Below are 26,191 nucleotides of genomic sequence, written 5' to 3'. Positions count from 1 at the left end.
GAACTTTTACACGTCGGCACCGACAGTACTAGCGGAAAACCGACATCGTGGTCGAGCGGCTAGCGACCGGCCTTCTGCAGCGGTCGATCGCCCCAGCCCGATGCACCGATCAGGTCGAAGAAGGTGGGTGCCGGCGCCCCGCTGATCAGGTGGTGCACATGCTCGGGGAACGACAGGGGAGGCGCCTTCATCGGGTTGGTTCGGGTGTCGCGCGCGATCGCGTCGGCGATTGCGTAACCCAGGTCGTGGCGCGGCCAGGCGGTGTGTACCCGCTCGGCGAATCCCGGTGACAACTTCTGCTTGTCGAATCCGTTGATGTCCAGGGCAATCCCGAGATGCGATACCGCGTGGACGGGTCCGAACCGATGCGCCAGGCCCACGCTGGTGTGTAGGGCGATCGATTGCCATACGGTGCGCACCGCGTCGTCCTCGACTCCGCGTTCGCCCAGGAAGCGCGCTGCCGCATCGGCCCCGTCGACTTCGAAACGTTGGTCGCCACCGCCATAGGCGGTGATGCCGAGGTCATGAAGGACACAGCTGAGGAACACCAGTTCGTCGTCGTAATCCACCCCGGCGCGCAAGCCGTCGGCGGCGGCGAGCTCGCGGCCGAACAGATAGCTGCGGATGCAGTGGTTGGTCAGAAACGCAGGGGAGACCTCGGTCACCAATTGCAATGCGGCTGAGCAGATATCGGACTCCGGGATGTCCCAGGCGGCTACGTCGTTGACGGTCATACCCCCACAGTGCCCCAGCGAGGCCGGTCAGGACAGCGCGAGGCCGGCCACGATGATCCAGATCGCGACGTAATGGCATGTCGCTGCAGCGGCGGTGAACGCGTGAAAGAACTCGTGATAACCGAACGACGCGGGCCACGGGTTGGGCCAGCGCAGCCAAAAGAGCACAGCGCCGATGTTGTACAGCACCCCGCCTGCGATGAGGAGGCCGACGACCGTCAGTCCGGCGCCGTCGAGCAGCACCCGGGCATAGCCGAGCGCGGCGTAGCCGAGCATCAAATACAGCGGCACGCCAATCCATCTCGGCGCCGAGGGCCACAGCATCTTGAGCGTGATGCCTGCCGCGGCGCCGACACACACGATCGTCAGCGCCCGGGTAGCGGTCTGTGGTGGCATCGCCAGGACCGCGACAGGGAAGTAGGTGCCGACGATGAACAGGAAGATCATCGAGTGATCGGCGCGCTTCATCCATTTCAGCGCTCGTGGTGAGCGCCACCGTACGAGGTGGTAGGTCGCGCTCACGCCGAACATGGCGACGATGGTGGTGGTGTAAAGCGTTGTCGCCCATGCTGCGTTCGGCGACGCCGCGGCGAAGGCAGCTCGCACCAGCGCCGCGCTGGCGATGATGGCGACAACGGCCGAGGTCAAGTGAATCCAGCCGCGGACCCTCGGTGTCCCGAGGATCTCGACGATGGCCTCGTTTCCGGTCGTCGCCGATGGCAGCAGTGGCGGCGTGGCTTCGTCGAATATCACGCCGGCACGGCCAGCCGGGTCGGCTCTTCGTAGCCGCGCAACATCACCTCGTCGCCGAGGACCCAGTGCTTGCGCTCCTGTTCGCCAGCGGACTCGACCGTCGACGCGGTGACCAGCAACCGGCCCTCGGTGAATTTCGCCAGCTCCGACAGGCGTGCCGCTTCATTGACTGGTCCACCGATCACCGTGTACTCGAATCGCTCGTGGGCGCCGACGTTGCCGGCCACCACCTGACCGGCCGCCACCCCCAGGCCCGCCGGGCACTCAGGCACCTCGTGCTCGAGGCGCTGCTTGATCGCGCGGGCCGCGGCCAGCGCGTCGTCTTCGGGGTTGTCGAGAGTGACGGGGGCGCCGAAGATCGCCAACGTCGCATCGCCTTCGAACTTGTTGAGCAGCCCGTTGTGCGTGTTCACCTCGTCGACGATCACGGCGAAGAACCGGTTCAGCCGCTCGACCACCTCGATCGGGGGCAGGGTGCCGACCAGTTTCGTTGATCCGACGATATCGACGAAAAGCACTGCCACATGGCGCTCTTCGCCCCCGAGCTGGGGGCGCTGCAGCTCGGCCGCCGCGGCGACCTCGCGGCCGACGTGGCGGCCGAACAGATCGCGCACCCGTTCCCGCTCCCGGAGTCCGGCCACCATCGAGTTGAAACCCCGTTGCAGCTCGCCGAGTTCGGTGCCGTCGAACACGACCACGCTGGCCTTGAGATCGCCGTCCTCGACGCGCTTGAGCGCCGCGCGCACCGCCCGCACCGGCGTCGCGGTGATCCACGCCAGAATCCACATCAGCATGAAGCCGAACACCAGCGTGACCGATGAGGTGATCAGGATCGCGACCTCCAGCTGCGTCTTCGTCAGATTGTCCAAAACCAGTGAGATCAGGGCGCTCAGCCCGATGCCGATCACCGGAACGCCGGAGCCCAGCATCCACACCGTCATCGTCCGGCCCATGATCCCGGGCGCCAACCGGTGCGGCGGCGGTCCCGCCGCCAGGGCCAGCGCGGCGACGGGACGCAGCGCGAACTCGGTGGCCAGGTAGGCGCTGGTGGAGACCAGCACCCCGGAGAAGCCCGTGACGAGCAAGATCCGCGGGATGAACTCGGTGTCGAAGAGCCCGTAGAGGATCGTGAAGGCCACCGTGCCCACCGTCCACAGCGCCAACTGGGCCATCGCGACGCGCCACGGGGTGAAGAAGGCGTTGCGCTGATCGACCAGTGTCGGTGGCCGCCCCTCGGCGGCCCACCGGAGGTCGTTGACGGTGCGGGTGGTGATCCACCAGCTGCCGAACGCGAGAGCAGCGGCGGCGTAGGCGGGCGCCACGCCGTAGGTGAGCCACGGGGGCACGTCGTCGAACACGCTGGGCACCGGATAGGCCACGCTGACCAGCAGCGCCGCCACCAGGATGCCGATGACATTCACTGTCAGCAGTGACACGGTGACCAACGTCTGGATCCGGACCCGGCGGCGGGCCGGGCTTTCGCTGACCCGCCCCAGAATCAGCGAGCCGTAGGCCGGTGCGCCGGCCAGCCGGCCGCTCTGTCGGGTCACCCGTTCCAGAACCCTGCCCAGTCGCTGCGCGAGGCTCGGGTGGGAAGTCATGGTGGTGTCAGCCTAATTCGCCGCGGGCCGCAGACCCTAAGCTTGTGCGGTGCGCCTCGTGATCGCCCAATGCACCGTCGACTACCTCGGCCGCCTCACCGCTCATCTGCCCTCGGCTCGCCGGCTGCTGCTGATCAAGGCCGACGGCTCGGTCAGCATCCACGCCGACGACCGCGCCTACAAGCCGCTGAACTGGATGAGCCCGCCCTGTTGGCTGACCGAGGAGGCGAAGGATGATTCTTTGCCAGTGTGGGTAGTCGAGAACAAGGCCGGTGAGCAGCTGCGGATCACGCTCGAGAGCATCGAGCACGACTCCAGTCACGAGCTCGGTATTGATCCGGGGCTGGTGAAGGACGGCGTCGAAGCCCACCTGCAGAAGCTGCTGGCCGAGCACATCGAGCTGCTGGGCGACGGCTACACCCTGGTCCGCCGGGAGTTCATGACCGCCATCGGCCCGGTCGACATCCTGTGCCGCGACAGCGAGGGCCGCACGGTGGCGGTGGAGATCAAGCGGCGCGGGGAGATCGACGGCGTGGAGCAGCTGACGCGCTACCTCGAATTGCTCAACCGCGACAGCCTGCTGGCGCCGGTCAGTGGGGTGTTCGCCGCCCAGCAGATCAAGCCGCAAGCCCGCACACTGGCCACCGATCGCGGGATTCGTTGTCTCACTTTGGATTACGACGTCATGCGCGGGATGGACAGCGACGAGTTCCGGCTCTTCTGATGCCGCGACGCCGACCAGGTCGCCGCAAAGACACCGGGTTCCCGCCGCTGCCCCCGCAGCGCCGCGTGGAGCAGGGCGCCGACGGGTTCGACTATGAGGTGCGACCGATACCGGCGGCGCGGGCGGTGAAGACCTACCGGTGCCCGGGCTGCGATCACGAAATCCGCTCGGGCATCCCGCATGTTGCGGTGTGGCGGGCCGAGGAAGGGACGGCCGGTGAAGCCGCGCTCGAGGACCGGCGGCACTGGCATACCGCGTGCTGGGCCAACCGCGCCAACCGCGGTCCGACCCGGAAGTGGTCGTGAGAGCTAGTGCGACGAGGCCGGCTCGACGAGTTCCACCAGGACGCCGCCGGCATCCTTCGGGTGGATGAAGTTGATTCGCGAGTTCGCGGTTCCGCGCCGCGGCGCGTCATAGATCAACCGGACGCCCTGCCCGCGCAGCTGCTCGGAGATGGCATCCAGATCGCTGACCCGATAGGCCATCTGCTGGATCCCGGGGCCGCGCTTGTCGATGAACTTGGCGATCGTCGAGGTCTCGTCGAGCGGTGCCATCAGCTGGATCTGGGCGCAGTCGGGGGCGGCGTTCTTCAGCGACAGCATGGCCTCGCGAATGCCCTGATCGGTGTTGATCTCCTCGTGCACCAAGATCATGCCGAGGTGCTCGTGGTACCACTGGATGGCCGCATCGAGATCCGGCACCGCGATGCCGACATGGTCGACGGCGGTGACGAGCGCACTGGCCAGGACTGGACGGGCGTCAACTTGCTCAGCGGTCATAACGCAAAGGTAACCTAACCACATCGGATTCAACACTGGGGGATCCGTGGATAGCCGCATCGGGGCGGCTCGAAACGCTCTTGGAGGTAAGTATGACGACGTCGGTGATCGTTGCTGGAGCACGCACCCCCATCGGAAAGCTGATGGGTTCGCTGAAGGATTTCTCCGGGAGTGACCTGGGCGCAATCGCGATCCGGGGCGCCCTGGAGAAGGCGGGAGTGCCGGCGTCGCTGGTCGAGTACGTGATCATGGGCCAGGTCCTGACCGCCGGTGCCGGCCAGATGCCGGCCCGACAGGCCGCTGTGGCCGCCGGTATCGGCTGGGATGTGCCCGCCCTGAGCATCAACAAGATGTGCCTGTCGGGCATCGATTCGATCGCCCTGGCCGATCAGCTGATCCGGGCCGGTGAGTTCGACGTCGTCGTCGCGGGCGGCCAGGAATCGATGACCAAGGCCCCGCACCTGCTGGTCAACAGCCGTGAGGGCTACAAGTACGGCGACGTCACCGTGCTCGACCACATGGCCTACGACGGCTTGCATGACGTCTTCACCGACCAACCGATGGGCGCGCTGACCGAGCAGCGCAACGACACCGACAAGTTCACCCGCGCCGAGCAGGACGAATTCGCTGCCACCTCGCACCAGAAGGCCGCCGCGGCCTGGAAGGACGGGGTATTCGCCGACGAGGTCGTGCCGGTCAAGATTCCGCAGCGCAAGGGCGACCCGATCGAGTTCACCGAGGACGAGGGCATCCGGGCCAACACCACGGCCGAGTCGCTGGGGGGACTCAAGCCCGCGTTCCGCAAGGACGGAACCATCACGGCCGGCTCGGCGTCCCAGATCTCTGACGGCGGTTGCGCCGTCGTGGTGATGAACAAGGCCAAGGCGCAGGAGCTCGGGCTGACGTGGCTGTGCGAGATCGGCGCCCATGGTGTCGTCGCGGGCCCGGATTCGACGCTGCAGTCCCAGCCCGCCAACGCGATCAAGAAGGCCGTCGCCCGGGAGGGCATTGGGCTCGACGACCTCGATGTTATTGAGATCAACGAGGCGTTCTCCGCGGTCGCGCTGGCCTCGACCCGCGAGCTCGGCGTGGACGCCGACCGGGTCAACCGCAACGGTGGTGCCATCGCCGTCGGCCATCCGATCGGTATGTCGGGCGCGCGCATCACGCTGCACGCGGCGCTGGAGCTCTCCCGGCGCGGCTCGGGCTACGCCGTGGCCGCCTTGTGCGGTGCGGGCGGCCAGGGCGACGCGCTGATCCTGCGCGCCGGCTAGCCGAGTCGACCGATGCCGCCGAGGGACGAGGCGGAGGAGGAGCGAGGCGGTTAGGCGTAGCCGAGTCGACCGATGCCGCCGAGGGACGAGGCGGAGGAGGAGCGAGGCGGTTAGACGTAGCCACTGGCGGGATCAACGACGCGGCGTAGTAGCTGGCGTCGCGCTGCGGCACAATGGCGGCATGACGAGCACTTTCGACATCCGCAGTACGGCCGGACGGTTCCGGCTGGTGGCGCTGACCGAAGCGGTGACCTGGGTTGGCCTGCTGGTGGGGATGTACTTCAAGTACCTGGGCAGCCCGCGCACCGAGATCGGGGTCAAGGTCTTCGGGATGGCCCACGGGTTGGTGTTCATCGCGTTTGTGATCACTGCTCTCTTGGCCGGGATCGCCTACAAGTGGGGCGCGTTCACGTGGTTGCTGGCGTTGCTGGGAAGCATCGTGCCGCTCGGGAGTGTGATTTTCCTCATATGGGCTGATCGCACCGCCAAATTGAACGCTGCAGTGGCTCCTGCGGCTTCGGGTCAGCCACTCGATTCGGCGTCGTCGGCGACGTGACAGACTTGGGACCGTGACGCGTCCACGCCCCCAGATCGGCCCGGCCCTGGCCGCCGGTGCCGTCGACCTGTCCGGCCTCAAGCAACGTTCCCAGCAGCCCGCCGGCGGTGCGACCGCGCCCAGCGGCGGGGTCGAGGTCACCGAGGCGAATTTCGAAGCCGAGGTGCTGGTTCGGTCCGGCCAGGTGCCGGTCGTCGTTCTGCTCTGGTCGCCGCGCAGCGACTCCTCGGTGCAACTCGGCGACGTACTGGGCGCGCTGGTTGCCGACGACAACGGAAAATGGTCGCTTGCGACGGTGAATGTCGACGTGGTGCCCCGGGTGGCGCAGATGTTCGGCATCGAAGCGGTGCCCACGGTGGTGGCGTTGGCCGGCGGCCAGCCACTGGCCAGCTTTCAGGGCCCGCAGCCGCCCGAGCAGTTGCGTCGCTGGGTCGACTCGCTGCTGCAGGCGACGGCCGGAAAGCTCGCGGGCTCAGCTGATTCCGAGGAGGAGGCTGCCGTCGACCCGGCACTGGCCCAGGCGCGTGAATTGCTCGAGGCCGGCGACTTCGCGGCCGCGGCCACCGCGTATCAGGCCATCCTCGATGCCGATCCGCAGCACGCCGAAGCCAAGGGTGCCCTGCGCCAGATGACGTTCCTGCAGCGCGCGACCGCGCACCGGCCGGACGCTGTGGCGCTCGCCGATGCGGCTCCCGATGACATCGAGGCGGCCTTCGCCGCCGCCGACGTCCAGATTCTCAATCAGGACGTCGTCCCGGCCTTCGACCGGTTGATCACGTTGGTGCGCAAGACATCCGATGACGATCGCACCAAAGTGCGCACCCGGCTGATCGAGCTGTTCGATCTGTTCGACCCCGCCGACCCGGACGTGATCACCGGTCGGCGCAACCTGGCCAACGCGCTGTACTAGGCCTGCTCGGCCGGCGCAGGCTCCAGCCAGATCGCCGAGTTGGGCGGCAGGACGAGCGTTGCCGACGCCGGCCGGCCGTGCCAGGGCTCGTCGGTGGCCTCGACGGCTCCGAAGTTGCCCGCCCCGGCGCCGTTGTAGACGGTGGCGTCACTGTTGAGGACTTCGCGCCAGGTTCCGGTGTGCGGCAGGCCCAGCCGGTAGCGGCCATGCTCGGCCCCGGAGAAGTTGAACACGCACGCCAGCACCGAACCGTCGCTGCCGTATCGCAGGAAGCTCAGGACATTGTTCGCCGAGTCGTTGGCGTCGATCCAGGAGTAGCCTTCGGGCTTGGTGTCCTGGCTCCACAGCGATGGACGGCTGCGATAGAGCTCGTTGAGGTCGGCGACGAAACGCTGAATGCCGGTGGAATAGCTGTTCTCGTCGAGCTGGTACCAGTCGACCCCGCGTTCCTCCGACCATTCCGCCCGCTGGCCGAACTCCTGGCCCATGAACAGCAGCTGCTTACCGGGGTGGGCCCACTGGTAGGCCAGCAGACTGCGCAGCCCGGCGGCCTTCACGTGGTCGTTACCCGGCATCCGGCCCCACAGCGTTCCCTTGCCGTGCACCACCTCGTCGTGGCTGATCGGCAGGACGAAGTTCTCGCTGAACGCGTACAGCAACGAGAACGTCAGCTCGCCATGATGGTAGGTGCGATAGATCGGGTCGCGGCTGATGTAGTCCAGGGTGTCGTGCATCCACCCCATATTCCATTTCATCGAGAAGCCAAGCCCGCCAAGGTTGGTCGCCCGTGTCACGCCGGGCCACGAGGTGGATTCCTCGGCGATCGTGACGATGCCCGGGTGGCTCTTGTGGACGGTGGCGTTCATCTCCTGCAGGAACTGCACCGCCTCCAGGTTCTCCCGGCCGCCGTAGATATTGGGCGTCCAGCCGCCTTCCGGTCGCGAGTAGTCCAGGTAGAGCATGGAAGCCACGGCATCCACCCGCAGCCCGTCGATGTGGAACTCTTGCAACCAGTAGAGCGCGTTGGCCACCAGGAAGTTGCGCACCTCGGCCCGCCCGAAGTCGAAGACGTAAGTGCCCCAGTCGAGTTGCTCACCGCGGCGCGGGTCGGAGTGCTCATAAAGCGGCGTCCCGTCGAAACGGCCCAGCGCCCAGGCGTCCTTGGGGAAGTGCGCGGGCACCCAGTCGACGAGCACGCCGATGCCGGCCTTGTGCAGGGTGTCCACCAGGTGCCGGAATTCGTCGGGGGTGCCGAACCGCGACGTCGGTGCGTAGTACGACGTCACCTGATAACCCCACGAGCCGCCGAAGGGATGCTCTGCCACCGGCAGGAACTCGACGTGGGTGAAGCCTTGCGCCAGAATGTATTCGGTGAGCTGCTCGGCGAGATCGCGATAGCTCAGCCCGGGCCGCCAGGAACCGAGGTGCACCTCCAGCGTGCTCATCGGCTCGAACACGGGGTTCTGTGCGGCCCGCTGGGCCAGCCAGTCGGCGTCGTCCCAGGTGTAGTCCGAGGCGAAAACTCGGGACGCGGTGTGCGGCGGGACCTCCGTCGCGAACGCGAACGGGTCGGCCCGGTCGGTGACCGACCCGTCGACCCCGTGGACGCGGAACTTGTAGAGCCCGTCGGTGGGGAAGCCCGGCCAGAACAGCTCCCACACCCCGGAGGAGCCCAGCACCCGCATCGGAGCGTCGTTGCCGTCCCAGTGGTTGAACTCGCCGATCAGGTTGATGCCCTTCGCATTCGGCGCCCAGACCGCGAACGACACGCCCTCCACCACACCGTCGGCGGTCTTGAACGACCGCGGATGGGCGCCGAGGATCTCCCACAGCTGCTCGTGGCGTCCCTCACCGAACAGGTAGAGGTCCATCTCGCCCAGTGTGGGCAGGAAGCGGTAACCGTCGGCGACGGTGATGGTGTGCCCGCCCGAATAGGTGATCTCGAGCCGGTAGTCGACCAGGTTGGTGAACGGCAACGCCACCGCGAACACGCCGGAGTCGATATGCGTCATGGGATGGCGCTCGCCGCCGACGAGCGCCACAACTTCCTCGGCATGCGGTTTGAGCGCGCGGATCACGGTGTGGTCGCCGTATTCGTGGGCGCCCAGGATGCTGTGCGGGCTGTGGTAAGCACCCGCAACCAACCGGGCCAGTTCGCCGGGGTCGGGCGCCAGGTTCGGGCTGGCGAGTTTCTTCGTTCTCGTCATTGCCAAGGCTCCTTCGTCGTTCCCGTCACTCCCGGCGCAACAGACTTGCTCTGTGCTCCTGCGGGATCAACGGCATGTTCAGGATGTGCGCGACGGCCCGGGCCGGCTCCAGGCGTACATAGTTCGACTGCCCCCACTGGTATTCCTCCCCGGTGATCTCGTCGCGCACCCAGAATCGGTCATAGGGCTGCATACCCAATGCGGCCATATCTAGCCACAGGGTGCCCTCCTCGGGACCGAAGGGGTTCAGCGTCACCACCACGAGCACGGTGTCGCCGGACACCGGGTCGAACTTGCTGTAGGCCAGTAGTGCGTCGTTGTCGATGTGGTGGAACGTGATCGTGCGCATCTGGCACAGGGCGGGATGGAGATGACGGATCTCGTTGAGCCGCCGCAGGAATGGCTCCAGGGACTGCCCCTGGGCGAGCGCGCCCTCGAAGTCGCGCGGGCGCAACTCGTACTTCTCGGAGTCCAGGTACTCCTCGCTGCCCTCGCGCACCGGCACGTGCTCGAAGAGTTCGAAGCCGGAGTACACCCCCCACGAGCTGCCCATCGTCGAAGCCAGTACCGCCCGGATCGCGAACATGCCGGGGCCGCCGTGCTGCAGACTCTCGTGCAGGATGTCCGGGGTGTTGACGAACAGGTTCGGTCGCGTGTAGTCGGCATGCTCGGCGATCTGGCGGCCGAACTCTTCGATCTCCCATTTGGCGGTGCGCCAGGTGAAGTACGAATATGACTGCGTGAAGCCAAGTTTCGCGAGTCCATTCAGCCGCGCCGGTCGGGTGAAGGCCTCGGCGAGGAACAGCACGTCGGGATCGATGGCCTTGACCTGGCTGATCAGCCACGCCCAGAAGTTCGGTGGCTTGGTGTGCGGGTTGTCGACCCGAAAGATCTTGATGCCGTGGTCCATCCAGTGCCGCACGACGCGCAGCACCTCGTCGTAGAGGCCACCGGGATCGTTGTCGAAGTTCAGCGGATAGATGTCCTGGTACTTCTTCGGCGGATTCTCCGCGTAGGCGATCGTGCCGTCGGGCAGTTCGGTGAACCACTCCCGGTGCTGCTTGGCCCACGGGTGATCCGGGGCGCACTGCAACGCCAGGTCCAGCGCCACTTCCAACCCGTTGTCCCGCGCTGCGGCGACGAATCGGTCGAAGTCGTCGATCGTGCCCAGATCGGGGTGAATGGCGTCGTGGCCGCCCTCGTCACTGCCGATGGCCCAGGGCGACCCCACGTCCCCGGGTTCGGCCGTGACGGTGTTGTTGCGGCCCTTGCGGTGCACCTTGCCGATCGGGTGGATGGGCGGCAGGTAGACGACGTTGAAGCCCATGGACGCAACGCGCGGTAGCGCGGCAGCCGCCGTCTCGAAGGTGCCGTGCACGGGCCGGCCCTCGTCGTCGCGGCCGCCGGTGGAGCGCGGGAACAGCTCATACCAGGCACTGCAACGCGCCAGCGGCCGGTCCACCCAGATCCCATAGGTGGTGCCCCGAGTCACCAGCTCGCGCAGCGGATACTGGGCGAGCAGATCGGTGACCTCCTGGGATAACGCCAGTGCCGCGCGGGTCAGCGGATCCCCGGCTTCACGCAGCGCGGCTGCGGCCTGCAGCAGCGGCGCCCGGCGATCGCGCGGGACACCGGTGGCCGCGCGGGCCAGCAGGTTACCGCCGACGATCAGGTCGTTGTTCAGTTCCGACTCGCCCTGCCCGGCGTTGAGTTTCACGGTGACGTTGTGGCGCCAGGTGGTGAGCGGGTCGCCCCACCCGTCGATCCGGAACGTCCATAGTCCCACCCGGTCGGGCACGAACTGGCCGTGGAAAACATCGGGCGTGCGGCCCAACTCCATCGGGAACAGCTGAGGCTTCACGCGGCTGACGGCCGGGGACGCCTCGGTCAATTCGGCCCCCTCGAGCGCCTTGACGCGCCGGGCCGGGTTCTGCCCGAGCTGGGGGTGGGCCGTTCCGAGGTAACGCACTACCAACGTCGCCGCGACCGCGTCATGACCCTCGCGCCACACCGTCGCGGCCACCGGCACGACTTCGCCGACGACCGCCTTGGCCGGATAGGTACCGCAGGACACAACGGGCGCGACGTCATCGATCTCGATACGACCGGGCACCCAACCACTCCATTTCCTGACTTGTGCGGCGTGGTCTGCCCCGCGCCGGCTTGAGTCGGTTTTCTCGTTGTCGTGGCACGGTGACAATCGTTGTCGCCGCACCGGTCGTGAGAGTCCTTGACCCTCGGGGTAACCGCATCGCGCTCTCTTCACACCGTAGTGCGCGGAATGAATGTGGGGAGAAGAAGCCGATGGTCGCTGCGGCCGTGCCGGAGATCTCAGTAAGGTAAGGACGCGTGAAGGCCCTCCGCAGATTCACGGTCCGTGCCCATTTGCCCGAGCGGCTGTCGGCCCTCGGCCAGTTGTCCACCAACCTCCGATGGTCGTGGGACAAGCCGACCCAAGACCTGTTCGCCTCGATCGATCCGCGGCTGTGGCTGCAGACCGGTCAGGATCCGGTGGCGCTGCTCGGTGCGGTGGCCCCGGCGCGGCTGGACGAACTGGCCGAGGACGAGCCGTTCCTCAACATGCTCGACCAGCTCGCGGCGGATCTGGACGACTATCTGAGCCGGCCGATGTGGTACCAGGAGCAGGACCCCAAGTCGATGCCGTCAGGTATCGCCTACTTCTCGATGGAGTTCGGCGTCGCGGAAGTGCTGCCCAACTATTCGGGTGGTTTGGGCATCCTGGCCGGCGATCACCTGAAGTCGGCATCGGATCTGGGCCTACCGCTGATCGCCGTCGGCCTGTACTACCGATCGGGGTACTTTCGTCAGTCGCTGACCGCAGACGGATGGCAGCACGAGAACTATCCGTCGCTGGACCCGCAGGGGCTGCCGCTTCGGCTGCTGACCGACGCCACCGGCGCTCCGGTGCTTGTCGAGCTGGCCATGCCCGATGACAAGGCGCTGCGGGCCAGGGTGTGGGTGGCACAGGTCGGCCGGATCCCGCTGCTGCTCTTGGATTCTGACATCCCCGAAAACGAGCACGATCTGCGCAACGTCACCGATCGGCTCTACGGCGGCGACCAGGATCACCGCATCACACAGGAACTGCTGGCCGGTATCGGCGGCGTGCGGGCCATTCGTGCGTTCACCGCCATCGAGGGTCTGCCCGCCCCGGACGTGTTCCACATGAACGAGGGCCACGCCGGCTTCCTCGGCGTCGAGCGGATCCGCGAATACATCTCCGAGCAGAAGCTGGATTTCGACACCGCCCTGACCCTCGTGCGGGCCAGCACGGTGTTCACCACCCATACGCCGGTGCCGGCCGGCATCGACAGGTTCCCGGTGGAAATGGTGCAGACCTACTTCGGCGACGACGGGAAAAACGGTCTGCTGCCGGAGGTTCCGATCGGACGGGTGCTGGCGTTCGGCGCCGAGGACGATCCGTCGAAGTTCAACATGGCGCACATGGGTCTGCGGTTGGCGCAGCGCGCCAACGGGGTCTCCCTGCTGCACGGGCGGGTCAGCCGCGCGATGTTCGACGAGTTGTGGCCCGGCTTCGATCCCGCTGAGGTGCCGATCGGCTCGATCACCAACGGCGTGCACGGGCCGACCTGGGCGGCTCCGCAATGGCTGGAGCTCGGCCGCGAGTTGGCCGGTTCCACCGAGGCGCTGCGCGAACCCAACGTCTGGGCGCGGCTGCAACAGGTCGACACCGGTCACATCTGGTGGATCCGCTCTCAGCTGCGCGCGCTGCTCGTCGAGGACGTCCGGCTGCGGCTGCGGCGTTCGTGGCTGGAGCGCGGCGCATCCGAGGCCGAACTCGGCTGGATCGCAACGGCTTTCGATCCGGACGTGCTGACCATCGGGTTCGCCCGGCGCGTTCCCACCTATAAGCGTCTGACGCTGATGCTGCGTGACCCGCAGCGCCTCGAGGCGCTCTTGCTCGACAAGGACAAGCCGCTACAGCTGATCGTGGCCGGCAAGTCGCACCCCGCCGACGACGCAGGCAAGGCGCTGATCCAGCAGATCGTCAAGTTCGCCGACCGGCCGGAAGTGCGTCACCGCATCGCCTTCCTGCCCGACTACGACATGTCCATGGCGCGCCAGCTGTACTGGGGTTGCGATGTGTGGCTGAACAATCCGCTGCGACCGCTGGAGGCCTGCGGTACGTCGGGCATGAAGAGCGCACTCAACGGCGGACTCAACCTGTCCATCCGCGACGGTTGGTGGGACGAGTGGTACGACGGCGAAAACGGTTGGGAGATACCGACAGCCGACGGTCTGGCCGATGAGAACCGTCGCGACGACATCGAATCCGCGGCGCTGTACAACCTGCTCGAGCACTCCGTCACCCCGACCTTCTACGATCGGGACGAGAAGGGCGTGCCGACTCGCTGGGTGGAGATGGTCCGGCACACCTTGCAGGCGCTCGGGCCCAAGGTGCTGGCATCGCGGATGGTGCGCGACTACACCGAGAAGTACTACGCGCCCGCCGCGCAGTCCTTCCGCCGCACCAGCGCGCCGATCGACGGTTTGCCGTTCGGCGCGGCCCGCGACCTGTCGGCCTACCGGCAGCGCGTTCGCGAAGCGTGGCCGAAGGTTCAGATCACCGACGTGGACAGCACCGGCCTGCCGGACACCCCACTGTTGGGATCGGAGCTGACGCTGACGGCAACCGTCGCGCTGGCCGGGCTGCAGCCGGACGAGGTGCACGTGCAGGCGGTGCTGGGCCGGGTCGACGCCGCCGATGCCCTGCATGACCCCATCACCGTGGACATGGTGCACTCGGGTTCCAGCGACGGCGGAGCCGACATCTTCTCGACGACGACGCCGCTGCCGGTGGCCGGCTCGGTGGGTTACACGGTGCGGGTGTTGCCGCATCATCCGCTGCTGGCCGGTGACAACGAACTCGGTCTCGTCACGCTGGCGTAACACCGGGAGTTCCGGAACCGGTTAGCAGGGCATGGGAGCCACCTGTAGGTTCCCAACAGGAACGTCGAAGGATCCCCATCGGGGCGGACCGTCGGCCTCCGGGAAGGTGTTCGGGGCAGTGTTTGTTCGTCGCGCAGCGCTGATGGCGCTGGTGGGCACCTTGTTGGCCGCGCCGGTACCGGCCTTGGCCGATCCGGATCCCGGCGGCCCCGACCTGAGTCAGCCCGTCGCCGTCGTCGACCCTGCTGCCCCGGCGGTCGATGACGGAAAGGTGGCCTCGACACCGCCTGCCAGCACGAAATCCCCCGACGGATGGACGCTGACGATCTCGGCGAAAGACGAGGTGCAGATGCCGATCGCGCCGCTGACCACCGCCATCTCCTCACGGGAGTACTCCGTCAGCGGTGTCTTCAACGGCGCGCTCGACGGACCCGGCGACAACCCGAGGGGGGTGTTCGAGGTGGGGTACCAGATCGGCTGCGGCATCGACATGAGCACTTCCAACGGCGTCGCCCTGGGCGGCACCATCGGGGCCAACACGTCGCTCGGCATCATCGGGCTGGACTTTCCCAACAACGCGGCCGAGGGGTTGCTGCCCGGTGTCGGCGGCAGCATCGGCGGCGCGATCACCGTCGGTCTCAAGCCCGGCATCATCAACATCGTTCCGGTGACCAAGAAGCAGTACAAAGGTGGCCGGCCGTGGGTGTCGATCAGTAACTTCCACGTGAAAATCGATGGCTGCGTGGGGGAGTCGTTCATCCGCTCGTATGCGACGCTGAGCAAGTCCACCGACGAAGGTGACGCGATCATCTCCTGGTACGGGGTGACCAAAAAGATCTGACGCGTTGAGTGAGGCTCAACGAGTACGTCACGGGAAACGCTTGATGCAGCGGTCCTGATCGCCGAGCACGCCGATGCGGAACGCATCGATGCGGTTGAACCCGGCAGGCACCGACTCACCGTTGACGTCGCTGGCGACCAGGCCGTTGGTCAGCAGACCGGATACCGCCTCGTCGATGTCGCCTGCGGTCAGTGCCACGGTGTTGCCATCGGGTGTGGTGACTTCTTTGGACAGCTTCGTGGTGGCCACCCCGGTGAGGCATGCGGTGCGTAAGCCGGCCTCGGCGTTGTCCAGAACCAGGCCGCCGCGTTCGTGTTGCAGCGCGAGCATGTAGCGCGACACCAGCACCGAATATGCGGTGTTGTCGCCGGTCACCAGGACGTTGTCCTGACCTTCATTCGAGGCGCCCATCTTCTCCAAACCCGGCAGGTCGACGGCGACGGTGTTGGTGGCCGGGCAGTAGGACACCGGGACGCTGGGCCGGGCGTCGGGACACTTCGACGCCGAAGCGGCATCGAAGCTGAGCTGCGGCGGGTTCTTCGGTGCGAACAGGATGTTCATCGCTTCGATGATCGAGCGGATCGACTCCTCGGTCACCGGCCACTCACCGGTCTGGTCGCTCTGCAGTTCGATCGGCAGGTCACCGCGACGCTGGCCGATCTCCTGGGCGTCGATGGCAGCGCACGACGACGGGCCGTCGGTGAATCCGAACTGAAAGGCTGAAATGCGTTCGAACGCTGACCCGTGCTCGTCGCCGCTGTCGGTGTAGTCGTCCTGGCTCAGCAACGGGTCGCGGAATGAAATCATCGCGGCGAGAAGGTTATTCAGACCGTCACCGGTGCTCAGCGTGAACCGCTTCGAGTTGCCTTCGGCCACCCACCGCAGGTAGACGCCGGCCAAGCAGTCGGCCTGCTGCTCGGCGACCAGCGTCGGGGTGCCCTTCTTGTTGAGCTTGGCCATCCGCTGAATGGCGTGCCCGTATTCATGGGCCAGCACCATCGTGATGGCCATGTCGCCGTTGGCCTCTCGCAATGCCGGCAGCAGCACGCCGCGGTCCCAGCCGATGGTGTTGTCGTCCTCGCAGAAGCCGGCGTTGATCAGGCCCGAGGCCGACTCGCCGCAGAATTCGCCGTCGTAGCCGTTGGAGTCCCACGAGATGACGTCCTTCACGGGCCGGAACTCCCCGTCGAATGTCCCGGAATAGTTGTCCTTCCAGAACTCCTCGAGATCGCTGATCGACTGGGCACCGATCTCGTCGTCCTTGCCGCCGTCGCTGTGCGACACCTTGCGCGTGGGCTTTTCGGGATTCGAGCGCAACCCGCTGGCCCCGTCGACCGCCTGCAAGCCGCCGACCTTGAACGGATCGTCGAAGACCGAGACGGCCTTGCCGGAGATCGTTGTGCCGCAGCCGGCCAGCACCGCAGCGACGCTCGCGATCGCGAGCAGACGTGCGAGGTGTCGTCGGCGCATACGGGCCACCCTCTCCGAAGCATCGAAATTTGCTCTCACCATAGTGCCGTGCCTTCCACGGAAACCGCGATCGATCACGGCGACGCTCCGTCGCGTAGCCGCTGAAGTGCTTGTTTGACGCGTTCGGGGTCGGTGGTCGGCCAGAAGGGCGGCAGCGACGCGCGCAGATAGCCGCCGTACCGCGCGGTCGCCATCCGCGAGTCCAACACCGCGACGACGCCCCGGTCGTCCGCGCGACGCAATAGCCGGCCGGCCCCCTGCGCCAGCAGCAGCGCGGCGTGGGCGGCGGCGACCGTCATGAACCCGTTGCCGCCGCGCGCTGCGACGGCCCGCTGCCGCGCCGTGAGCAGGGGATCGTCGGGCCGCGGGAACGGGATGCGATCGATGAGCACCAGCGACAGCGAGGGCCCCGGCACGTCGACGCCCTGCCACAGAGACAGGGTGCCGAACAACGACGTCTCGGGGTCGGCGGCGAATGCGTCGACCAGAGCCGCGGTGCTGTCGTCGCCCTGGCAGAGAATCGGGGTGTCGACCCGCGCGCGCAGTGCCTCCGCCGCGGCCTTGGCGGCGCGCATCGACGAGAACAATCCGAGGGTGCGCCCGCCGGCTGCCTCGATGAGCCCGGCGATTTCGGCGACTTGTTCGGGGGAACCGGCGGAGTCCCGGCCCGGTGGCGGCAGATGGGAGGCGACGTAAAGGATGCCGGACTTGGCGTGCTCGAACGGGGAACCGACGTCCAGGCCCTTCCATTTGGGGCCGTCGCCGAGACCCCACGCGCCTGCCATCGCGTCGAACGAACCTCCGACGGTCAGGGTCGCTGACGTCAATACCGTTGTCGCACTGTCGAATAGCCGGGTTCGCAACAATCCGGCCACCGATAACGGTGCGACCCGCAGGACCGGCCGCACACTACCGCGGCTGTCCTCGTGGTCGAGCCACACCACCTCGGTGCGGTTGGGGATGGCCGGGACGAACGAGTCCAGCACCCGTCCTGCGGTGTCGCCGATCTCGGTCAGCGCTGCGATGGCCTCGTTGCGCGCCGCGGCGGCCTTCGGGTCCTTGGGTGCCGGATCGATGTCGCCGCGGGCGGCGGTGGCCGCATCGCGCAGCGCGGTCAGATACGTAGCCAGCTCGTCGTCGAGATAGTCGAGGCGGCCCGGCTGCGCGTCATGGATTGCCGAGGAGAACGTCGCCACGGCCGCTTCCATCCGCTGGACAAGGGCCGGGCTGACGAGTCGGGCGATGCGCCGGGTCGCGACGCCGAGCGGGGCGGGTGTCAGCTCGCCGGTGGCCACCGAGGTCACCCGGTCCACCAGTTCGTGGGCCTCGTCGACCACCAGATATTCGTGCTCGGGCAGCACCGCGGCGTCGGCGATGGCGTCGATGGCAAGCAGGGCGTGGTTGGTGACGATGATTTCGGCTCGCCCGGCCTCACCCCGGGCGCGTTCGGAGAAGCAGTCGGTGCCATATGGGCAGCGCGCCATGCCGAGGCATTCCCGGGCCGACACGCTGACCTGCGACCAGGACCGGTCGGGTACGCCGGGGGTCAGCTCGTCGCGGTCGCCGGTCTCGGTGGACGACGCCCACGCCGTCAACCGCGCGACGTCTCGGCCCAGCGCGCTCGAAGCGACCGGTTCGAACAGTTCCTCCTGGGAGGCGTCAGGCACCTCATCGGCGCCTCCGTTATGAATCTTGTTCAGACACAGGTAATTTCGCCGACCCTTCAATAGCGCGAACTTGGGCCTGCGGGGCAGTGACTCGGCCAGCGCATCGACCAGCCTGGGCAGATCGCGATCGACGAGCTGGCGTTGCAATGCGATGGTCGCGGTGGACACCACGACGGGCGACTCCTTCTCGACCGCACGGGCGATCGCCGGGATGAGGTAGGCCAGCGATTTTCCGGTTCCGGTGCCGGCTTGTACCGCCAGATGCTCACCGTCGGCGAATGCCTGTGCCACCGCTTCGGCCATCTGCACCTGGCCGGGGCGTTCGGCGCCGCCGAGGGCGGCCACCGCTGTCGCCAGCAATTCGGTCACCGGCGGCACATCGTCCGCGCTCACCGTGACCGCACCGCGACCTGTCGGCTCGGGATCGCCGGCTCGCCCTGCGACAGTGCGAGGCCCTCCCACGGCAGGCTCCGCAGGCCGCGCACCACCAACTCGCGGGCCGCGGCCAAGTCGGCGGCAGCCAGCGGCTGACCACCGCGCGCCAGGGGCACCGTCAAGACTCGCGCGGGCTCGGCCACCTCGGGCGGCGCGGCCACCGGGTGGATGACCTCCTCGGTGATCGTGCCCGTAGGCCGGGACAGTCGCAGTGCTGCCTTGTGGCCGCCGTGAGATTCCTTGCGGCTGCTGCGTTTTTGCACCGGCAGGCCGTCGACCTCGACCAGTTTGTACACCATGCTGGCGGTCGGGGCGCCGGAGCCGGTGACCACCGAGGTGCCCACGCCGTAGGTGTCGACCGGGTCGGCGCGCAGCGCGGCGATCGAGAATTCGTCGAGATCGCCCGAGACGACGATCTCGGTGCCGGTGGCGCCCAGGTTATCGAGCTGGGCGCGCACCCGGCGCGCCAGCACCCCGAGGTCACCGGAGTCGATGCGCACCGCGCCCAGGCCGGTCCCGGCGACCTCGACCGCGTTGGCCACCCCGGCCGTCACGTCGTAGGTGTCGACCAGCAGTGTGGTCCCGACCCCCAGCGCGTCGACCTGCGCGCGAAACGCGGCTTTCTCGTCCGGCCCGTCGGCGGTTGTGTGCAGCATGGTGAACGCGTGCGCGCTGGTTCCCATCGCCGGGATGCCGTAGCGGCGGTTCGCTTCGAGGTTGGACGTCCCGGCGAAGCCGGCGATGTAGGCCGCCCGGGCGGCGGCCACCGCCGCCTGCTCGTGGGTGCGCCGCGAACCCATTTCGATCAGGGTGCGGCCGGCGGCCGCGCTGACCATCCGGGCGGCCGCCGAGGCGATCGCGGTGTCGTGGTTGAGGATCGACAGGGCCAGTGTCTCCAACAGGACGCACTCGGCGAAGGTTCCCGTGACCGAGAGTATCGGGGAGCCGGGGAAGTACAGCTCACCTTCGGCGTAGCCGTCGATGTCGCCGGTGAACCGGAAACTCCGCAGATAGTCCAGTGTCGCGTCGTCGAGAAACGACTGCAGAGGTGCCAGCGCGTCGTCGTCGAAGATGAAGTGGCCCAAGGCTTCCAAGAATCGGCCGGTGCCGGCCACGACGCCGTAGCGACGCCCTTCCGGCAGGCGGCGGGCGAACACCTCGAAGGTGGTGCGGCGTTCGGCCGAGCCGTCACGCAACGCGGCGGCGAGCATGGTCAGCTCGTATTTGTCCGTCAGCAGGGCGGCGGTCACAGCGCAACCGTAACGGCCACCCGCCGGGCTGGATAGCCGTGGAGGCGGCTCGCTATCCTTGGTCCCATGGGTTCGCAAGCAGCTCCGACCCGACCGGACGCCAGCGGACAGCAACGCACTGAATCCGTCGCTGCCGTCGATACCCCCTGGGTGACGATCGTCTGGGATGACCCGGTCAATCTGATGAACTACGTGACCTACATCTTTCAGAAGCTGTTCGGCTATAGCGAACCGCACGCCACCAAGCTCATGCTGCAGGTTCATCACGAAGGCAAAGCGGTCGTCTCGGCCGGGAGCCGCGAATCCATGGAGGTCGACGTGTCCAAACTGCATGCCGCCGGTTTGTGGGCGACCATGCAGCAGGACCGCTGACGGCGTGCGCAAATGGAAGCGGGTCGACACCGCTGAGGGTCCCCGGTTCCGTTCGGCGCTGGCGCCCCACGAGGCGGCGCTGCTGAAGAACATGGTCGCCTCGGTACAGGGCATGCTCGACGAGCGGGAGGCTGCGACGCCGTCGGATCCGTTGGAGCAGATCACCGGAATCCGCGCCGGCAATCCTCAGGCGCCCGAGGATTCGACGATGCGGCGTCTGCTGCCGGACTTCTTCAAGCCCCAGCGCGACCACCCGGCCGGCTCGGCGGCCGCCGAAAGCCTCAATGGGGCGCTGCGAAGTCTGCACGAGCCGGAGATCATCGACGCCAAAAAGGCTGCAGCGCAACGAGTTTTGGACACACTTCCGGACGGCGGAGGCAGGTTCGAGATCACCGAGGACGACGCCAACGCGTGGATCTCGGCGGTCAACGACGTCCGGCTCGCGCTGGGCGCCATGCTCGAGATCGGCCCGGAAGGTCCCGACCGGCTGCCCAGCGACCATCCCCTGGCCGGTCACCTCGACGTGTACCAGTGGCTGACGGTGCTGCAGGAGTATCTGGTGCTCGGTTTGATGGGCAAGCCCATCCGATGACCACCGGGTCGATCACCGACGTCGGCGGCATCCTGGTCGGCCACCACCACCGTCTCGACGACGATGCGACCCTGGGCTCGGGCTGGGCGTGCGGCACCACCGTGATCGTCGCGCCACCCGGAACGGTCGGGGCCGTCGACGTACGCGGCGGTGCACCCGGCAGCCGAGAGACCGACCTGCTCGATCCCGCCAACAGCGTCCGGCACGTCGACGCGGTCGTGCTGACCGGCGGCAGCGCCTACGGGCTGGCCGCCGCCGACGGCGTGATGACCTGGTTGGAGGAGCGCGGCCGCGGCGTGGCGATGGAGGGCGGTGTCGTCCCGATAGTTCCAGCCGCCGTGATTTTCGACCTACCGGTCGGCGGCTGGGCGTGCAGACCCACCGCCGATTTCGGCTACGCGGCGGCGAGCTCGGCCGGCGCGCAGGTAGCGGTGGGAACGGTGGGAGCGGGCGTCGGTGCCCGTGCCGCGGTGCTCAAGGGTGGGGTCGGCACCGCCTCGATGACGCTCGAGTCCGGGGTGACCGTCGGTGCGATCGTCGTCGTCAACAGCGCGGGCAACGTCGTCGACCCGGCCACCGGACTGCCGTGGATGAACCACCTCGTCAGCGAGTTCGGGCTGCTCACGCCGCCGGCCGACGAAGTCGCCGCGCTGAGCGAACTGGACGACGAGTCGAACCCGTTGAACACCACCATCGCGGTGGTCGCCACCGATGCCGCCCTGTCGCCGGCCGCGTGCCGGCGCTTCGCGGTCGCCGCCCAGGACGGCTTGGCGCACACCATCCGCCCGGCCCATACCCCACTGGACGGCGACACCGTCTTCGCCTTGGCCACCGGGGCCATCGAGCTCGAACGGGACGCGGACACCCCGGCGCAGATGGTGCCGGAGACCAAGCCGCTCGCGAGGCTGGGTGCGGCCGGGGCAGACTGCTTGGCGCGTGCGGTGCTGGTCGCAGTGCTCGCCGCCGAGTCGGCCGCCGGAATACCGACCTACCGTGACGTGTTGCCCGGAGCGTTCGGTGTATCTGCCCGCTGAGCCGGACCGGACCAGATAGGAGAGGCCCGCCGTGCTGGTGATCCGTGCCGACCTCGTCGACGCCATGGTCGCGCACGCCAGGGCTGATCATCCCGACGAGGCCTGCGGCGTCCTCGCCGGGCCCGAGGGCTCCGACCGCCCAGAGCGTCACATCGCGATGCTCAACGCCGAGCGGTCGCCGACGTTCTACCGCTTCGACTCGGGCGAGCAGCTCAAGGTGTGGCGTGCCATGGACAGTGCCGACGAGGCGCCGGTGGTCATCTACCACTCGCACACCGCCACCGAGGCCTATCCCAGCCGCACCGACATCTCGTATGCGTCGGAACCCTACGCGCACTACGTCTTGGTCTCCACTCGCGATCCCGACGAGCACGAGCTGCGCAGCTACCGGATTCTGGACGGTGTGGTCACCGAGGAACCCGTCACCATCGTCGAGCAGTACTAGAGACAGGAGCGACCCATGTCCGTCGAGGTCTCCATCCCGACCATCCTGCGCACCCACACCGGCGGTGAGAAGCGGGTCAACGCCAGTGGCTCGACGCTGCAAGCGGTGATCGCCGATCTGGAGGCCAACTACTCCGGCATTTCGGAGCGGTTGGTGGACAAAGGCAATCCGGGCAAGCTCAACCGCTTCGTCAACATCTACGTCAACGACGAGGACGTCCGGTTCTCCGGCGGGCTGGACACCGAAATCGGGGACGGCGACTCCGTGACGATCCTGCCCGCCGTGGCCGGCGGCTGAACCGAATTGACCCGCTACGGCTCGTTGTTGCAGGCGGTCGGCGACACCCCGCTGGTCGGGTTGCCGCGGCTGTCACCGCGCTGGGACGACGACGACCGACCTCATGTGCGGTTGTGGGCCAAGCTCGAAGATCGCAATCCCACGGGATCCATCAAGGACCGGCCGGCGCTGCGGATGATCGAGCAGGCCGAACGCGACGGTCTGCTCACGCCGGGCGCCACGATCCTGGAACCGACGAGCGGCAACACCGGCATTTCACTGGCGATGGCCGCCCGGCTCAAGGGCTATCGGCTGATCTGCGTGATGCCGGAGAACACCTCGGTCGAGCGCAGGCAGATCCTCGAGCTGTACGGCGCGCAGATCATCTTCTCGCCGGCCGCGGGCGGCTCGAACACCGCCGTCGCGCGCGCCAAGGAGCTGGCCGCTCAGCATCCCGACTGGGTCATGCTCTACCAGTACGGCAACCCGGCCAACGCCGACGCCCACTACTTCGGCACCGGGCCGGAGCTGCTGCGGGATCTGCCCGAGATCACCCACTTCGTCGCTGGGCTCGGCACGACCGGCACATTGATGGGGGTCGGCCGCTACTTGCACGAGCGGCTGCCCGACGTCGCGATCGTCGCCGCAGAACCGCGCTACGGCGAGGGTGTGTATGCGCTGCGCAACATCGACGAAGGCTTCATCCCCGAGCTGTACGACCCGGAGATCCTGACCACGCGCTTCTCGGTCGGCTCGATCGACGCCGTGCGGCGCACCCGCGAACTGGTCGAGGTCGAAGGCATCTTCGCCGGCATCTCGACCGGCGCGATCCTGCATGCCGCGCTCGGGGTGGCGGGCAAGGCCGTCAAGGCCGGTCAGCGTGCCGATATCGCGTTCACGGTATGCGACGCGGGGTGGAAGTATCTGTCCACCGGTGCGTACGCCGGTAGCCTTGACGAAGCCGAGGAGGCGTTGGAAGGCCAGCTCTGGGCGTAGACGAGGTAGTGAGACACAGATGAATCAGCCATTGGGCTACCCGGCGACCCCGCCGCAGCCCAAGAAGCCCCCAGCCTGGAAGGTCGGCGGCGCCACCATCGTGTCGTTCGTCGCGCTGCTGTACATCATCGAGATCGTCGACCAGCTGTCGCGGCATTCGCTGGACCGCAACGGCATCCGGCCGCTTGAAACCGACGGCCTGTGGGGCATCGTCTTTGCGCCGCTGCTGCACGCCAACTGGCAGCACCTGGCCGCCAACACCGTGCCGGCCCTGGTGCTCGGGTTTTTGGTGACGCTGACCGGCATGGCGCGGTTCGTCTGGGCCACCGCGATCATCTGGATCGTCGGCGGTATGGGCACCTGGCTGATCGGCAACGTGGGCTGCGGGCTGGAGACCAACCACATCGGCGCCTCCGGGCTGATCTTCGGATGGCTCACGTTCCTGTTGACCTTCGGTATCTTCACCCGGCACGTCTGGCAGATCGTCACCGGCGTCGTCGTTCTGTTCGTCTACGGCAGTGTGTTGTGGGGGGCGCTGCCCGAGCTGAACACCTGCGGCGGGGTGTCCTGGCAGGGCCACCTGTGCGGGGCGATCGCCGGGGTGCTCGCCGCGTACTGGCTGTCCGGGCCGGAACGTAAAGCGCGGGAACGCAAGAGGGCCGGCCAGTTTCCCGGCCTGACGTCGTGAGCGACCGCTTCGCGCCGGTCGGCATCTTCGACTCCGGCGTCGGCGGGCTGACGGTTGCCCGCTCGATCATCGACCAGCTGCCCGACGAGGACATCATCTACGTCGGCGACACCGGCAACGGTCCGTACGGCCCGCTGACCATCCCCGAGGTACGCGCGCATGCGCTGGCGATCGGCGACGACCTCGTCGAGCGCGGGGTCAAAGCCCTCGTCATCGCCTGCAACACCGCCTCGTCCGCCTGCCTGCGCGATGCGCGGGAACGTTACGACGTACCTGTCGTCGAGGTCATCCTGCCCGCGGTGCGGCGCGCAGTGGCGACCACGCGGACCGGACGCATCGGGGTGATCGGGACCCAGGCGACCATCGCGTCCGGGGCCTACCAGGACGCGTTCGCGGCGGCCCGCGACATCGACATCACCGCGGTGGCGTGCCCGCGGTTCGTCGACTTCGTCGAGCGCGGTGTGACCAGCGGCCGGCAGGTGCTGAACCTGGCCGAAGGTTATCTCGAACCGCTGCAGCGCGAACAGGTCGACACCTTGGTGCTGGGCTGTACCCACTACCCGTTGCTGTCCGGGCTGATTCAGCTGGCGATGGGGGATTCGGTCACGCTGGTATCCAGCGCCGAGGAGACGGCCAAGGACTTGCTGAAAGTTCTGACCGAGCGCGATCTGCTGCGGCCGCACGAGGCTCCGGCGGCGACCCGCCTGTTCGAGGCGACCGGCGATCCCGAGGCGTTCACCGCGCTGGCGGCACGCTTCCTGGGGCCGGCGATCACCGGGGTCCACCCTGTTCAGCGTCACGTACCGGCGACGACCTGATTCTCCCTGACAAACCCGTCATGTTTTCCTCTTGCGGCAACCGGGCATGGCAAGCTAGTGACTGTGCGAATCACCGTCCTCGGTTGCTCCGGCAGTGTTGTCGGGCCTGATTCGCCGGCGTCCGGGTACCTGTTGACGGCACCGGACACCACCCCGCTCGTACTCGATTTCGGTGGTGGAGTTCTCGGCGCGCTGCAGCGTTACGCCGATCCCAACGAAGTCCACGTCCTGCTGTCGCACCTGCATGCCGACCACTGTCTGGATCTGCCCGGCCTGTTCGTGTGGCGCCGCTACCACCCGAGCCCGGCGCAAGGCCGCGGCATCATGTACGGCCCGAGCGACACCTGGACCCGGTTGGCTGCGGCCTCGTCGCCGCTCGGAGGTGAGCTCGACGACTTCTCCGACATCTTCGACATCCGTCACTGGCAGGACAACGAGCCGGTGCAGTTCGGTGCACTGACCGTGCTGCCGCGGCTGGTGACCCATCCGACGGAGTCGTTCGGCATGCGGATCACCGACCCGTCGGGCGCCACCCTGGTTTACAGCGGTGACACCGGGGTGTGCGAGTCGCTCGTCGAGCTGGCAAGCGGCGCAGACGTTTTCCTCTGCGAGGCGTCGTGGACCCACGCACCGGACCGGCCGCCGCACCTGCACCTGTCGGGTACCGAGGCCGGCCAGATGGCCAAGCGCGCCGGTGTCGGTGAGTTGCTGCTCACCCATATCCCGCCGTGGACTTCCCGCGAGGACGTGATCAGCGAGGCCAAGGCGGAGTTCGACGGCCCGGTACACGCCGTCGTGTGCGGGGAGACCATCGACGTCCGTCGGCACTGACCCCGA

25 protein-coding genes are annotated in these 26,191 nt (G+C 67.5%); 16 read left to right on the top strand and 9 right to left on the bottom strand.

All coding sequences use genetic code 11. The features are described from left to right. Positions 1–59: 59 nt before the first annotated feature. The 3 genes from AB431_RS22145 to AB431_RS22135 are packed head-to-tail and all read right to left on the bottom strand — an operon-like array spanning position 60 to position 3,088. Positions 60–734, bottom strand: a complete 675-nt coding sequence (locus AB431_RS22145; protein ID WP_047331746.1) for an HD domain-containing protein — start codon at positions 732–734, stop codon at positions 60–62. A gap of 27 nt (positions 735–761) precedes the next feature. Beyond that, positions 762–1,487 (bottom strand): hemolysin III family protein, encoded by a 726-nt coding sequence (locus AB431_RS22140; RefSeq protein ID WP_047331745.1) that lies wholly within the window; start codon positions 1,485–1,487, stop codon positions 762–764. Next, positions 1,484–3,088: an adenylate/guanylate cyclase domain-containing protein gene (locus tag AB431_RS22135; protein ID WP_047331744.1), complete on the bottom strand. Its 1,605-nt coding sequence runs from the start codon at positions 3,086–3,088 to the stop codon at positions 1,484–1,486. Before AB431_RS22135 ends, AB431_RS22140 begins: the two co-directional genes overlap by 4 nt. Positions 3,089–3,137: 49 nt before the next feature. Here AB431_RS22135 and nucS point away from each other — a divergent pair, with 49 nt between their 5' ends. Together nucS and AB431_RS22125 are read left to right on the top strand one after the other, a co-directional pair. After that, entirely contained in the window at positions 3,138–3,812 is a 675-nt protein-coding gene (gene nucS, locus AB431_RS22130; protein WP_047331743.1) for an endonuclease NucS, read from the top strand. Beyond that, positions 3,812–4,117, top strand: coding sequence for a hypothetical protein (locus tag AB431_RS22125; RefSeq protein WP_047331742.1), 306 nt, complete (start codon positions 3,812–3,814; stop codon positions 4,115–4,117). Before nucS ends, AB431_RS22125 begins: the two co-directional genes overlap by 1 nt. Positions 4,118–4,120: 3 nt before the next feature. Here AB431_RS22125 and mce read toward each other — a convergent pair whose 3' ends face one another. Next, positions 4,121–4,615, bottom strand: a complete 495-nt coding sequence (mce, locus tag AB431_RS22120; RefSeq protein WP_235435731.1) for a methylmalonyl-CoA epimerase — start codon at positions 4,613–4,615, stop codon at positions 4,121–4,123. A gap of 68 nt (positions 4,616–4,683) precedes the next feature. On the opposite strand from mce, the gene AB431_RS22115 reads away from it, so the two are divergent. From AB431_RS22115 to AB431_RS22105, 3 genes are all read left to right on the top strand, one after another. After that, a complete protein-coding gene (locus AB431_RS22115) occupies positions 4,684–5,865 on the top strand; it encodes an acetyl-CoA C-acetyltransferase (RefSeq protein WP_047331740.1) in 1,182 nt (393 codons plus the stop codon). 181 nt (positions 5,866–6,046) lie between these two features. Further along, positions 6,047–6,421 (top strand): DUF3817 domain-containing protein, encoded by a 375-nt coding sequence (locus AB431_RS22110; RefSeq protein WP_047331739.1) that lies wholly within the window; start codon positions 6,047–6,049, stop codon positions 6,419–6,421. Positions 6,422–6,434: 13 nt separating this feature from the next. After that, positions 6,435–7,331 carry a tetratricopeptide repeat protein gene (locus AB431_RS22105; RefSeq protein ID WP_047331738.1) on the top strand — a complete coding sequence of 299 codons (897 nt, stop codon included), beginning with the start codon at positions 6,435–6,437 and terminating at the stop codon, positions 7,329–7,331. On the opposite strand, the gene glgB is transcribed toward AB431_RS22105, so the two are convergent. Continuing rightward, positions 7,328–9,538 (bottom strand): 1,4-alpha-glucan branching protein GlgB, encoded by a 2,211-nt coding sequence (gene glgB, locus AB431_RS22100; protein WP_047331737.1) that lies wholly within the window; start codon positions 9,536–9,538, stop codon positions 7,328–7,330. The two genes, AB431_RS22105 and glgB, sit on opposite strands and share 4 nt — an antisense overlap. Positions 9,539–9,563: 25 nt before the next feature. Next, positions 9,564–11,651 carry an alpha-1,4-glucan--maltose-1-phosphate maltosyltransferase gene (locus AB431_RS22095; protein ID WP_047331736.1) on the bottom strand — a complete coding sequence of 696 codons (2,088 nt, stop codon included), beginning with the start codon at positions 11,649–11,651 and terminating at the stop codon, positions 9,564–9,566. 236 nt (positions 11,652–11,887) lie between these two features. On the opposite strand from AB431_RS22095, the gene AB431_RS22090 reads away from it, so the two are divergent. Together AB431_RS22090 and AB431_RS22085 are read left to right on the top strand one after the other, a co-directional pair. Next, the gene (locus AB431_RS22090; RefSeq protein WP_047331735.1) at positions 11,888–14,470 is read left to right on the top strand and encodes a glycosyltransferase family 1 protein; all 2,583 of its coding nucleotides are present in this window, start codon (positions 11,888–11,890) and stop codon (positions 14,468–14,470) included. A 118-nt stretch (positions 14,471–14,588) separates the two neighbouring features. Then, positions 14,589–15,311, top strand: a complete 723-nt coding sequence (locus AB431_RS22085) for an MspA family porin (protein ID WP_047333690.1) — start codon at positions 14,589–14,591, stop codon at positions 15,309–15,311. 27 nt (positions 15,312–15,338) lie between these two features. On the opposite strand, the gene AB431_RS22080 is transcribed toward AB431_RS22085, so the two are convergent. The 3 genes from AB431_RS22080 to AB431_RS22070 form a co-directional block, all read right to left on the bottom strand. Next, positions 15,339–16,781 carry a neutral zinc metallopeptidase gene (locus AB431_RS22080; protein WP_047331734.1) on the bottom strand — a complete coding sequence of 481 codons (1,443 nt, stop codon included), beginning with the start codon at positions 16,779–16,781 and terminating at the stop codon, positions 15,339–15,341. A gap of 74 nt (positions 16,782–16,855) precedes the next feature. Beyond that, positions 16,856–18,841 carry an ATP-dependent DNA helicase gene (locus tag AB431_RS22075; protein WP_047331733.1) on the bottom strand — a complete coding sequence of 662 codons (1,986 nt, stop codon included), beginning with the start codon at positions 18,839–18,841 and terminating at the stop codon, positions 16,856–16,858. Beyond that, entirely contained in the window at positions 18,838–20,133 is a 1,296-nt protein-coding gene (locus tag AB431_RS22070) for a nicotinate phosphoribosyltransferase (protein ID WP_082135769.1), read from the bottom strand. The genes AB431_RS22075 and AB431_RS22070 overlap by 4 nt, the downstream gene beginning before the upstream one ends. A 66-nt stretch (positions 20,134–20,199) precedes the next feature. Between AB431_RS22070 and clpS the strand changes: the two genes are divergently transcribed. Genes clpS through AB431_RS22025 form a run of 9 tightly spaced genes read left to right on the top strand, consistent with a single transcriptional unit; the run spans position 20,200 to position 26,185 of the window. Next, entirely contained in the window at positions 20,200–20,505 is a 306-nt protein-coding gene (gene clpS, locus AB431_RS22065; RefSeq protein WP_047331732.1) for an ATP-dependent Clp protease adapter ClpS, read from the top strand. A 4-nt stretch (positions 20,506–20,509) separates the two neighbouring features. Continuing rightward, positions 20,510–21,097 (top strand): DUF2017 domain-containing protein, encoded by a 588-nt coding sequence (locus tag AB431_RS22060; RefSeq protein WP_047331731.1) that lies wholly within the window; start codon positions 20,510–20,512, stop codon positions 21,095–21,097. Further along, entirely contained in the window at positions 21,094–22,131 is a 1,038-nt protein-coding gene (locus AB431_RS22055; protein WP_047331730.1) for a P1 family peptidase, read from the top strand. Before AB431_RS22060 ends, AB431_RS22055 begins: the two co-directional genes overlap by 4 nt. Before the next feature lie 31 nt (positions 22,132–22,162). Continuing rightward, complete coding sequence (locus AB431_RS22050) at positions 22,163–22,576, top strand: Mov34/MPN/PAD-1 family protein (RefSeq protein WP_047331729.1); 414 nt, start codon at positions 22,163–22,165, stop codon at positions 22,574–22,576. A 15-nt stretch (positions 22,577–22,591) separates the two neighbouring features. Beyond that, positions 22,592–22,873: a MoaD/ThiS family protein gene (locus tag AB431_RS22045; RefSeq protein ID WP_047331728.1), complete on the top strand. Its 282-nt coding sequence runs from the start codon at positions 22,592–22,594 to the stop codon at positions 22,871–22,873. 6 nt (positions 22,874–22,879) lie between these two features. Then, positions 22,880–23,848, top strand: a complete 969-nt coding sequence (locus tag AB431_RS22040; RefSeq protein ID WP_047331727.1) for a PLP-dependent cysteine synthase family protein — start codon at positions 22,880–22,882, stop codon at positions 23,846–23,848. 19 nt (positions 23,849–23,867) lie between these two features. Further along, on the top strand, positions 23,868–24,536 hold the full coding sequence (locus AB431_RS22035; protein WP_047331726.1) for a rhomboid family intramembrane serine protease: 669 nt from the start codon (positions 23,868–23,870) through the stop codon (positions 24,534–24,536). Continuing rightward, the gene (gene murI / locus AB431_RS22030) at positions 24,533–25,354 is read left to right on the top strand and encodes a glutamate racemase (protein ID WP_047331725.1); all 822 of its coding nucleotides are present in this window, start codon (positions 24,533–24,535) and stop codon (positions 25,352–25,354) included. Before AB431_RS22035 ends, murI begins: the two co-directional genes overlap by 4 nt. A gap of 57 nt (positions 25,355–25,411) precedes the next feature. Next, a complete protein-coding gene (locus AB431_RS22025) occupies positions 25,412–26,185 on the top strand; it encodes a cyclic nucleotide-degrading phosphodiesterase (RefSeq protein WP_047331724.1) in 774 nt (257 codons plus the stop codon). Positions 26,186–26,191 lie beyond the last annotated feature (6 nt).

The sequence above is a fragment of the Mycobacterium sp. EPa45 genome (assembly GCF_001021385.1).
In the GTDB taxonomy this organism is placed as follows: Bacteria; Actinomycetota; Actinomycetes; order Mycobacteriales; family Mycobacteriaceae; genus Mycobacterium.
This window is presented reverse-complemented; position numbering and strand designations above follow the sequence as displayed.